General features: G+C 47.4%; 1 pseudogene. It reads left to right on the top strand.

What is annotated here, in order from left to right:
- Positions 1-16: 16 nt before the first annotated feature.
- Positions 17-213 (top strand): annotated as a pseudogene (locus A6V29_RS10240) (excinuclease ABC subunit B); the annotation flags it as partial.

The raw sequence follows: 213 nt of genomic DNA, 5'->3' as shown, positions 1-213 counted from the left end.
GATTGACGAGAGTCACATGACCATGGGGCAAATCAAGGGCATGTACAATGGAGACCGTTCGCGTAAAGAAATGCTGGTTAATTATGGTTTCCGTTTGCCGTCTGCTTTGGACAATCGTCCTCTCCGTCGGGAGGAGTTTGAGAGTCACGTTCATCAGATTGTTTACGTTTCAGCGACACCTGGTGACTATGAAAATGAACAGACCGAGACAGT

It is taken from the genome of Blastococcus sp. CCUG 61487 (assembly GCF_005222955.1).
GTDB lineage: Bacteria > Actinomycetota > Actinomycetes > Mycobacteriales > Geodermatophilaceae > Blastococcus.
Note: the sequence above shows the minus strand (reverse complement) of the source record. Positions and strands in the feature narration are given on the sequence as shown.